We start from the raw sequence: 10,566 nt of genomic DNA, 5'->3' as shown, positions 1-10,566 counted from the left end.
TTTTTGTGGCTTGGGAGGTTGGCACCACCCCCCCCCGATTCCCTCTCCCCCTCTTACCCGCCCCCGGGCGGGGCCACCCCCCCCCCGTCCCGCGGCCGCTCACGACACCACGGCCCCGCCCTTGAGCAGCGCGGCCCCCAGCGGCGTCACCGTGTGCAGCACGGCGTTGCCCCGCCGCAGCGTGGTGACCAGCCCGGCCTCCCGCATCACCCCCGCGTGCTGGCTCGCGGAGGCCAGCGAGACCCCGGCCCGCCGCGCCAGCTCGCTCGTGGTGGCCCCGTCTCCGATCGCCTCGAGCACCACCGACCGGGTGTGCCCGACGAGCTTGCCCAGGGTGTGCTGGCGGTGCCGGCGCCGCTCCTCCGCCGGCCGGGCCGCCTCGCCGCCGGCGGCCTGCGCCGAGGCCAGCTCGGCCGCCGCCGGATACACCAGCACGGGCGGCAGCTCCGGATCGTGCAGGGTCACCGCCGTGCGCCGGCAGAAGAAGGAGGGCTGGAGCAGCAGCCCGCGCCCCCGGAGCCGTACGTCCCGGTCCACGGGGTAGTCGCACTCCAGCACCGGCGCCCGCCACCGCAGCATCGAGGGCAGCGAGGCCAGCAGCTCGTCCGCTCCCCCGTCGAGCAGCGCCCGCCCCCGCGCGGCCCGCTCGGCTTCGATCTGCGCCTGGATGTGGCTCCAGTACGGCTCCACAGCCGCCCGGTGGTACCCGCGCAGTTCCCCCATCAGCCGGGGCAGGTGCGCGGTGTCCCCCTCCATGAAGTCCCGCAGCCGCCTGGGGACCAGTGCCTCGGAGCCCCGGTACGCGCCCCCACCGGCTCCGCCCGCAACGGTCGGCATCCCGAAGGCCGCGGCCATCCCGGAGCCGCTCTCCACGCCCCGCCCGAGCAGGGTGAGCTCGCGCCGCAGCCGCTCGGGGCGGATCCCGCGCAGGGCGTCGAGGCCCACGTCCCACCCGTACTGCCCCTCCACAGGGGTCAGGAAATCGGGGAAATACCCGCGGCTCGGTATCAGCGCGCCGAGAAGTCGTGTTTCACCATTCAACCTCGTGCGTGTTTCCGCACGCCAATCGCCGAAGAGCCGGGTATCTCGCCGGTCCCGTAAACGGTGAAAACTCAGAATCGTTTCCCACAACGCATCCGGACGCCCTGCCATCCTTACGCGCGCGAGGTCCACTCCAGTGAAATGGATACGCAGCACCCGAACCCCCACCTGTGCAACCGCAATCCCCCCGCCCCTCGAGTATGCACGCCGTCACACGTGGTCACCATGGCCTTTCAGCCACAGTTGAAACCCCTTTCGGCGGAGGTGTGACAACCGAAATCCTGTACTCCGCCGGGCACACTCCGGCGCGACCGAAACGCTCCGCGAAGGCCGTGGGGGGCTTTGCGGGGCCTGGCGGTCGGTCGCACCGGGAAGCGCCGACGTGTCCGGCGGATTGGCGACAGGCGGTGGACGGGTGGGGATCCGTCCACCGCCTGTTGCTGTTAAGGCATCTGGAACAACATTGAACCAAGACTGGTCCCGGCGGGCCGCCCGCGAACGCGGGGGAACGCCGCGCACCGCCGTGAAACGCCGTGGAAGCCCGCGGAACAGCGGGCACGGCGGGGGAAATAGACGCGCCTGCCACCGGACGTCAGGGAACCCGGGGGCAGGCGCGGTCAAGGGGGCCCCGTCATCGGGGCTGCGGAGCGGTCAGCGGCTGTCGCTGCCCTTCGCCTCGGCGGCGGCGCGGCCGGCCTCCAGGCGCGCCACCGGGATCCGGAACGGCGAGCAGGAGACGTAGTCCAGGCCGACCTCGTGGAAGAAGTGGACGGACTCGGGGTCGCCGCCGTGCTCTCCGCAGACGCCGAGCTTGAGGTCGGGGCGGGTGGCCCGGCCGGCCTCCACGGCGCTGCGGACCAGGGTGCCGACGCCGTCGCGGTCGATGGTCTCGAAGGGCGAGACCCCGAAGATGCCCTTCTCCAGGTAGGCGGTGAAGAAGCTGGCCTCGACGTCGTCGCGGGAGAAGCCCCACACCGTCTGGGTCAGGTCGTTCGTGCCGAAGGAGAAGAACTGCGCGGCCTCGGCGATCTGGCCGGCGGTGAGGGCGGCGCGGGGCAGCTCGATCATGGTGCCGATGGTCAGCTTGAGGTCGGTGCCGGTGGCGGCCTCGACCTCGGCGATGACCGCGTCGGCCTCCTCGCGGACGATCTCCAGCTCCTGCACGGTGCCCACGAGCGGGACCATGATCTCGGCGCGCGGGTCGCCCTTGGCGTTCTTGCGCTCGGCCGCGGCCTCGGCGATCGCCCGGACCTGCATCTTGAACAGGCCGGGGATGACCAGGCCGAGGCGGACGCCGCGCAGACCCAGCATCGGGTTCTGCTCGTGCAGCTTGTGCACGGCCTGGAGCAGGCGCAGGTCGTTCTCGTTGGCGTCCTTGCGGGACTCGGCGAGGGCGACGCGCACCGACAGCTCGGTGATGTCGGGCAGGAACTCGTGCAGCGGCGGGTCGAGCAGGCGGACCGTGACGGGCAGTCCGTCCATCGCCTCGAACAGCTCGACGAAGTCCTTCTTCTGGAGCGGCAGGAGGGCACTGAGTGCCTCCTCGCGCTCGTCGTCGGTGTCCGCGAGGATCAGTCGCTCCACCAGTTCGCGGCGCTCACCGAGGAACATGTGCTCGGTGCGGCACAGGCCGATGCCCTGGGCGCCGAAGCGGCGGGCGCGCAGCGCGTCCTCGGCGTTGTCGGCGTTGGCACGCACGCGCAGGCGGCGTACGCGGTCGGCGTAGGCCATGATCCGGTGCACGGCGGCGACGAGCTCGTCGGCGTCGTCGGCTCCGGCGTGCATGCGGCCCTCGAAGTACTCGACGACCGGGGACGGTACGACGGGTACCTCACCGAGGTAGACCTTGCCGGTGGAACCGTCGATGGAGACGACGTCGCCCTCTTCGACGACCGTCCCGCCGACCGTCATGCGGCGGCGCTTGGTGTCGACCTCGAGGTCCTCGGCGCCGCAGACGCAGGTCTTGCCCATGCCGCGGGCCACGACGGCCGCGTGCGAGGTCTTGCCGCCGCGCGAGGTCAGGATGCCCTCGGAGGCGATCATGCCGTCGAGGTCGTCCGGGTTGGTCTCGCGGCGGATCAGGATGACCTTCTCGCCGGAGCGGGACCACTTGACGGCCGTGTAGGAGTCGAAGACGGCCTTGCCGACGGCCGCGCCCGGGGAGGCGGCGATGCCGCGGCCCAGCAGGGTGGTCTTGGCGTCCTCGTCGAAGCGCGGGAACATCAGCTGCGCGAGCTGGGCGCCGTTGACGCGCTGGAGGGCCTCGGCCTCGTCGATCAGGCCCTGGTCGACGAGCTGGGTGGCGATGCGGAAGGCGGCGCCGGCGGTGCGCTTGCCGACGCGCGTCTGCAGCATCCACAGCTGGCCGCGCTCGATGGTGAACTCGATGTCGCAGAGATCCTTGTAGTGGGTCTCCAGCGTCGTCATGATCGTCATGAGCTGGTCGTACGAGACCTTGTCGATGGTCTCCAGGTCCGCGAGCGGCACGGTGTTGCGGATGCCCGCGACCACGTCCTCGCCCTGGGCGTTCTGGAGGTAGTCGCCGTAGACGCCCGCGTGGCCGGTGGCCGGGTCGCGGGTGAAGGCGACGCCGGTGCCCGAGTCGGGGCCGAGGTTGCCGAAGACCATGGAGCAGATGTTGACCGCGGTGCCCAGGTCGCTCGGGATGCGCTCCTGGCGGCGGTAGAGCTTGGCGCGGTCGGTGTTCCAGGAGTTGAAGACCGCTTCGACGGCGAGGTCGAGCTGCTCGCGGGCGTCCTGCGGGAAGTCGCGGCCGGCCTGCTTGGCGACGATCTTCTTGAAGCGGGTGACCAGCTTCTTCAGGTCGGCGGCGTCGAGGTCGGTGTCGACGGTGACCTTCTTGGCGGCCTTGGCCTCGTCGAGGGCCTCCTCGAACAGCTCGCCGTCCACGTCGAGGACGGTCTTGCCGAACATCTGGATCAGGCGGCGGTACGAGTCCCACGCGAAGCGCTCGTTGCCGGCCTGGGCGGCGAGGCCGGCGACGGACTCGTCGGAGAGGCCGATGTTGAGGACCGTGTCCATCATGCCCGGCATCGAGAACTTGGCGCCGGAACGCACGGAGACCAGCAGCGGGTCGTCCGACTGGCCGAGCTTCTTGCCCATCTTCGCCTCGAGGGCGGCGAGGTGCGCGCTGACCTCTTCGCGCAGCTCGGCCGGGGCCTCGCCGCTGTCGAGGTAGACCTTGCAGGCCTCGGTGGTGATGGTGAAGCCGGGAGGGACCGGCAGACCCAGGTTGGTCATCTCGGCGAGGTTGGCACCCTTGCCACCGAGAAGGTCCTTGAGGTCGCGGTTGCCCTCCGTGAAGTCGTAGACGAGCTTCTGATCTTTGTTTTCCGACACGGGTCTCGACTCCTCGAGGCTCGGTGGCTGCCCTGACGGCCAGGAACATACCCAGATCGAAGGCTTATGGGTACGTCCACTTGGCGGTCATGCGGCCTTAACCACCTGGGTGCCAGCCAATCGAATGTAACTGGCGAGTAGCCAGAACCTACGAAGACCCTTCAGGTCCCGAAGCCCAAGGTGCCCACTGAGGCTTGTTTCCGCTCCGATGAGCGATCATCGATACATTTGCGTTCAAGTCTTGAACGCACAAAGGGTGGCACCCAGTGCCACCCTTTGAAAGTCTTACCCGTGACCATGACGCTCATCTGAGCGAAACCTCACCCATGCGTGGCGTATGTCACGCCACACATGGCACGCTTTGCCAGCGATTTCTCAGCCTCCGGACGTGTCCAGTTCGGCTTCCTCGCTCACGCCCGCGCAGTCGTACGGATCCTTCAGCCACCCCTCGGGCAGGACAACCCGGTTGTTTCCGGACGTACGGCCCCGCGGACCGTCCGCGCTGTCCGGCCAGGGCTGATCCAAATCCAGCTCGCTCAGATGAGCGTCCAGCTCGGCCAGGGAGGAGGTGACGGCGAGCTTCTGCCGCATCTCCGAACCCACCGAGAAGCCCTTGGTGTACCAGGCCACGTGCTTACGGAAGTCGATCACCCCGCGCGCCTCGTCGCCGATCCACTCCCCCAGCAGCTGGGCGTGGCGGAGCATGGTCTGCCCGACCTCCCGCAGCGTGGGCTTGTGGAAGTCCTCGGGACGCCCCTCGAAGGCCGCCACGAGGTCGTTGAAGAGCCACGGGCGCCCCAGGCAGCCGCGCCCGACGACGACGCCGTCGCAGCCGGTCTCGCGGACCATCCGCAGCGCGTCCTCGGCGCACCAGATGTCGCCGTTGCCGAGCACCGGGATCTCCGGCACGTGCTCCTTGAGCCGCGCGATGGCCTCCCAGTCGGCGGTGCCGCCGTAGTGCTGGGCGGTGGTGCGGCCGTGCAGGGCTATGGCGGTGATGCCCTCCTCGACGGCGATCCGGCCGGCGTCGAGGTAGGTGAGGTGGTCGTCGTTGATGCCCTTGCGCATCTTCATCGTGACCGGCAGGTCGCCGGCGCCCGCGACGGCCTCGCGCAGGATCGCGCGCAGCAGGTTCCGCTTGTACGGGAGGGCCGAGCCACCACCCTTGCGGGTGACCTTGGGCACCGGGCAGCCGAAGTTGAGGTCGATGTGGTCGGCGCGGTCCTCTTCGACGATCATGCGGACCGCCTTGCCGACCGTCGCGGGGTCGACTCCGTACAGCTGGATCGAGCGGGGCTTCTCGGTCTCGTCGAAGTGGATCAGCTGCATGGTCTTCTCGTTGCGCTCGACCAGGGCCCGGGTCGTGATCATCTCGCTCACGAACAGCCCCTTGCCGCCCGAGAACTCGCGGCACAGGGTACGGAACGGGGCGTTGGTGATGCCGGCCATCGGCGCGAGCACCACCGGGGGCTGCACGGTGTGCGGGCCGATCGCGAGGGGCGGGGGGAGCGTGGTCATCCCCCCATTGTGGCCCAGTCGTGCCGTTGATCGCATGTCGTTAGTTAGGCGTACTATCGGCCCCATGGACGAGCTGACCCAGCGGCGGCGCCTGCTGATCCTGACGATCTGCTGCATGAGCCTGCTCATCGTGAGCCTGGACAACACCGTCCTGAACGTCGCCCTCCCCGCCATGCGCCGCGATCTGGACGCCTCCGTGGCCGGCATGCAGTGGACGATCGACGCGTACACGCTGGTCCTGGCCTCGCTGCTGATGCTGGCCGGCTCCACCGCGGACCGGATCGGGCGCCGCAAGGTCTTCGTCACCGGCATCGTGCTCTTCACCGCCGGCTCGGTGCTCTGCTCGCTCGCGCCGAGCCTGGGCTGGCTGATCGCCTTCCGGATGATCCAGGCCGTCGGCGGCTCGATGCTCAACCCGGTCGCCATGTCGATCATCACCAACACCTTCACCGAACCGCGCGAGCGCGCCCGCGCCATCGGCGTCTGGGGGGCGGTCGTCGGCATCTCCATGGCCGCGGGCCCGCTGATCGGCGGCCTGCTCGTGGACTCGGTCGGCTGGCGGTCCATCTTCTGGATCAACCTCCCCGTCGGCCTCGTCGCCCTGGTCCTGACCCTGCGCTACATCCCGGAGTCCCGGGCCGACCACCCGCGCCGCCCGGACCCGGTCGGGCAGCTGCTGGTCATGGGGCTGCTCGGCTCGGTCACGTTCGGGATCATCGAGGCCCCCGCCGCCGGACTGCGCTCCCCGCTGATCCTGGGGTGCGCGCTCGTCGCCGTCTCGTCCCTGGCCGGGCTGGTGGCCTACGAGTCACGGCGGGCGGAGCCCCTGATCGACCCGCGGTTCTTCCGCAGCGCCCCCTTCAGCGGGGCCACGGTGATCGCGGTCAGCGCCTTCGCGGCGCTGTCCGGGTTCCTCTTCCTGAACACCCTGTACCTCCAGGACGTACGGGGCCTCGGCGCCCTGGACGCCGGCCTGTACATGCTGCCCATGGCGGCCTTCGCCTTCCTCTGCGCGCCCGTCTCGGGACGGCTCGTCGCCACCCGGGGGCCGCGGCTGCCGCTGCTGGTCGCGGGCGTCACGATGAGCGCGAGCGGGCTGCTGTTCGCCGCGTTCTCGGCCGAGAGCTCGACGCCGATGCTGTTCTGCGGGTACGTGCTCTTCGGCATCGGGTTCGGCCTGGTGAACGCCCCGATCACCAACACCGCCGTCTCCGGGATGCCGCGCGCCCAGGCCGGGGTGGCCGCCGCGGTGGCCTCCACCAGCCGGCAGACCGGCGGGGCGCTGGGCGTGGCGATCGTGGGCGCGGTCCTGGCCGCCGGGATGGCGGGCGGGTCCGGTTCCGCCGCCGAGTTCGTGGCCGCGGCCCGGCCCGCCTGGTGGATCATCACGGTGTGCGGACTGCTCGTCCTGGGCGTCGGCTTCGCCACCAGCGGCGGCTGGGCCCGGGAGACGGCCCTGCGCACGGCCCGCGCCCTGGAGCCGCAGGCCGGCCCTTCGAAGACGGGCGCCGCACCGCGGCACTGAGCCGGGGGCTACACGGCGGCCGGACTGTCCGCCTGTGCGCCTGCCCGCTCACCCGCTCACCCGCCTATTCGTCGCAGGCGAAGTCCTCGCTGTGCGAGTCGATCCGGTCCAGCAGGCCGCGCAGAGCGTCCTGGTCCCGGTCCGAGAGGCCGGCGAACAGGGCGAGTTCCACCGCGTCGAGGGCCGCGTTCGTCTTCGCGAGGGCCGCCGTGCCGGCGTCGGTGATGGCCACGTTGTGGCGGCGGCGGTCGGCCGGGTCCCGGCGGCGCTCGACGAGTCCATCGCCCTCCAGGTCGTTGAGGATCCCGACGAGCACGCTCGGGTCCACCTCCAGCCGCTCCGCCAGCGCACCCTGGCCGATGGGCCCGCCGTCCAGGTGCGTGAGGGTCATCGCGTGGCGCGGGGTGAGTCCGGCGGCGCTGAGCGCCGTCTTCATGCGGGTCTGGGTGACCGATCCGTGCCAGGCCAGCAGCATGCCCAGCCGCTGCGGCGGGTGCGTGGGGTCCTGAGGCGCCGTCATGTCCACATCGTAACAACCGGGAAATGATTGCGCCCAATCGATCGTTGATGGTATTCAATGGTTCTACATCGCCGATCGTTGGAGCTCACCATGTTCATCGCCTACGCCGTCGTCGCCGGACTGCTCGCCCTCACCCTCGTCGCGTCCGCGACCTTCACCCTCCAGCGCAACCCCGCCATCACGGAGAACATGGCCAAGGTCGGAGTGCCGGATTCCTGGCTCCCCCGGCTGGCCATCCTCAAGGCAGCCGGTGCGATCGGCCTGGTCGCGGGCCTGTGGCTGACCCCCCTGGGCGTCGCCGCCGCCGTCGGCGTGACCCTCTACTTCATCGGCGCGGTCATCACCCACCTGCGCGCGAAGGACTACGACTTCGCCCCCGCGGCCGTCCTCACCCTGGTCGCGGCGGCGGCCCTGGTCCTGCGCGTGGCGGCCTGACGCAGGGCATCGACCGTCGAGGCGCACGAACGAGTGACAGATATTGAAATCTGTCACTCGTCATGTCACTCTCGTTCCATGACGACGAACCCGAGCACCTCAGCGCAGCCCACCTCCCCGCACCGCACCCTCGGCACCACCGGACCCGCGGCCTTCCCCCTGGGGCTGGGCTGCATGGGGATGTCCGCCCTCTACGGCGAAGCCGACCGGGCGGAGTCCCTCGCCACCATCCACGCCGCCCTCGACGCCGGGGTCACCCTTTTGGACACCGGCGACTTCTACGGCATGGGGCACAACGAGCTCCTCATCAACGAAGCCCTGCGCACCGCCCCCGCCGCGGCCCGCGAGCAGGCGCTGACCAGCGTGAAGTTCGGCGCCCTGCGCACGGTCGAGGGCGGCTTCACCGGGTACGACGGGCGGCCGGAGGCCGTCAAGAACTTCCTGGCCTATTCGCTCCAGCGGCTCGGCCGGGACCACATCGACATCTACCGCATCGCCCGCGTGGACCCCGACGTGCCGATCGAGGAGACCGTCGGCGCCATCGCCGAGGCCGTCGCCGCCGGGCACGTCCGGCACATCGGGCTCTCCGAGGTCGGCGCGGACACCCTGCGCCGGGCCGCCGCCGTAGCTCCCATCTCCGACCTCCAGATCGAGTACTCCTTGATCTCGCGCGGAATCGAGGAGGAGATCCTGCCGACCGCCCGCGAGCTCGGCATCGGCGTCACGGCGTACGGGGTGCTGTCCCGCGGCCTGATCAGCGGCCACTTCACCCGCGACCGGGCGCTGGCTCCGGGCGACTTCCGCGGGATGAGCCCGCGCTTCCAGGGCGGCAACCTCGACCGGAACCTCGACCTGGTCGACGCCCTGCGCAAGGTCGCCGACGAGAAGGGCGTCACCGTCGCCCAGACGGCCATCGCCTGGGTGCTCTCGCGGGGCGAGGACATCGTGCCGCTGGTCGGCGCCCGCAGCCGCGAGCGGCTCGGCGAAGCGCTGGGCGCCCTTCAGGTCGCCCTGACCCCCGCCGACCTCGCGGCCATCGAAGCCGCGGTCCCGGCCGGTGCTGCCGCCGGCGATCGGTACCCGGCGGCCCAGATGGCCCACCTGGACAGCGAGCACTGATCCGGCTGTACGGTCGTACTCATGCCACCCGCAGCCGCCGAACCCCTCACCCCCGAGCGCATCCTCGAAACCACCGAGGAGGTGCTGCGCCGCTTCGGCCCGACCAAGGCGACGGTGGTGGACGTGGCGCGCGCCCTGGGCGTCAGCCACGGCAGCGTGTACCGGCACTTCCCCTCCAAGGCCGCGCTGCGCGAGGCCGTCACGGACCGCTGGCTCGCCAAGAGCGTGGTCATGCTGGAGGAGATCGCCTCGGCGCCGGCCGAGCCGGCCCCCTCCAAGCTGGAATCGTGGCTGGAAGCCCTGTTCGAGACCAAGCGCCACAAGGCGGGCGACGACCCGGAGCTGTTCGCGACGTACATCGTGCTGCTCGGCGAGAGCAGCGGCGTGGTGGAGCACCACATCACCGAGTTGATCGAGCAGCTGTCCCGGATCATCGGCGAGGGGGTCGCGGCGGGATCGCTCAGCGCGTCCGACGTTCCGGCCGCCGCGCGCGCCGTGTTCGACGCGACCGGCCGCTTCCACGATCCGCAGTACGCGGCGGAATGGCTGGCGCCGACCATCACCGCCGAGTTCGAGGCGGTCACTGCCCTGGTCATCCGGGGCCTGCGCGCCTGACGGCCGGAGCCGGACGCTCCGGACGGCTTGATCATCATTTGGGACGGCGGGCCCTCGCCCTGCACCTGCCCTGCTCCTGGGTTCCCCCTACCGCACACCATCAGGTTCGTTCCAGGGGGAACTTTGTCCGCTCAGCAAGAAGCGGCAGCACAGGCCGGGCTTCCTGGTGATCACCGCTCTCGTCGCGCTGATCGGCGCGCGCTCGCCGCGCGCCCTGCTCATCAAGGACTCGGGGGCCGAGGGCGAGGCCCGGGCCCAGGGCCGCGGCGGCAGCGGCAGCGGAGGCCGGCAGTCCGGCACCGGCGTAACGGCCCGTCAGACGGCAGTGGGGGGGGGGGTGGGGGTGCGGGCGGCCCCCGTCCCCCCCCCCCCGCGCCCCCCCCCCACCCCCACCCCCCCCTCCACCGCCCCCTCCCCTCCCTCTCCCCCCCCC

Annotated in this window: 8 protein-coding genes; 4 read left to right on the top strand and 4 right to left on the bottom strand. The window is 70.9% G+C overall.

The features are described from left to right. Nucleotides 1–99: 99 nt before the first annotated feature. The 3 genes from ACFWBW_RS35135 to dusB all read right to left on the bottom strand — a co-directional run bounded on the left by ACFWBW_RS35135 (nucleotide 100) and on the right by dusB (nucleotide 5,919). The gene (locus tag ACFWBW_RS35135; protein WP_385381624.1) at nucleotides 100–1,197 is read right to left on the bottom strand and encodes an ArsR/SmtB family transcription factor; all 1,098 of its coding nucleotides are present in this window, start codon (nucleotides 1,195–1,197) and stop codon (nucleotides 100–102) included. Nucleotides 1,198–1,692: 495 nt separating this feature from the next. Next, nucleotides 1,693–4,401 (bottom strand): pyruvate, phosphate dikinase, encoded by a 2,709-nt coding sequence (gene ppdK, locus ACFWBW_RS35130; protein WP_385381621.1) that lies wholly within the window; start codon nucleotides 4,399–4,401, stop codon nucleotides 1,693–1,695. A gap of 375 nt (nucleotides 4,402–4,776) precedes the next feature. Further along, nucleotides 4,777–5,919: a tRNA dihydrouridine synthase DusB gene (gene dusB / locus ACFWBW_RS35125; protein WP_266909012.1), complete on the bottom strand. Its 1,143-nt coding sequence runs from the start codon at nucleotides 5,917–5,919 to the stop codon at nucleotides 4,777–4,779. A gap of 64 nt (nucleotides 5,920–5,983) precedes the next feature. On the opposite strand from dusB, the gene ACFWBW_RS35120 reads away from it, so the two are divergent. After that, complete coding sequence (locus tag ACFWBW_RS35120) at nucleotides 5,984–7,444, top strand: MFS transporter (protein ID WP_385381618.1); 1,461 nt, start codon at nucleotides 5,984–5,986, stop codon at nucleotides 7,442–7,444. A gap of 64 nt (nucleotides 7,445–7,508) precedes the next feature. On the opposite strand, the gene ACFWBW_RS35115 is transcribed toward ACFWBW_RS35120, so the two are convergent. Next, the gene (locus ACFWBW_RS35115; RefSeq protein WP_385381615.1) at nucleotides 7,509–7,964 is read right to left on the bottom strand and encodes a MarR family winged helix-turn-helix transcriptional regulator; all 456 of its coding nucleotides are present in this window, start codon (nucleotides 7,962–7,964) and stop codon (nucleotides 7,509–7,511) included. A 90-nt stretch (nucleotides 7,965–8,054) separates the two neighbouring features. Between ACFWBW_RS35115 and ACFWBW_RS35110 the strand changes: the two genes are divergently transcribed. From ACFWBW_RS35110 to ACFWBW_RS35100, 3 genes are all read left to right on the top strand, one after another. Further along, nucleotides 8,055–8,399: a DoxX family protein gene (locus ACFWBW_RS35110; RefSeq protein WP_385381612.1), complete on the top strand. Its 345-nt coding sequence runs from the start codon at nucleotides 8,055–8,057 to the stop codon at nucleotides 8,397–8,399. 78 nt (nucleotides 8,400–8,477) lie between these two features. Continuing rightward, nucleotides 8,478–9,518, top strand: a complete 1,041-nt coding sequence (locus ACFWBW_RS35105) for an aldo/keto reductase (protein WP_385381608.1) — start codon at nucleotides 8,478–8,480, stop codon at nucleotides 9,516–9,518. A gap of 21 nt (nucleotides 9,519–9,539) precedes the next feature. After that, nucleotides 9,540–10,133 (top strand): TetR family transcriptional regulator, encoded by a 594-nt coding sequence (locus ACFWBW_RS35100; RefSeq protein ID WP_385381605.1) that lies wholly within the window; start codon nucleotides 9,540–9,542, stop codon nucleotides 10,131–10,133. The last annotated feature ends 433 nt before the right edge of the window (nucleotides 10,134–10,566 follow it).

Origin of the sequence: Streptomyces sp. NPDC059957 (genome assembly GCF_042730015.1) — a bacterium.
In the GTDB taxonomy this organism is placed as follows: domain Bacteria; phylum Actinomycetota; class Actinomycetes; order Streptomycetales; family Streptomycetaceae; genus Streptomyces.
This window is presented reverse-complemented; position numbering and strand designations above follow the sequence as displayed.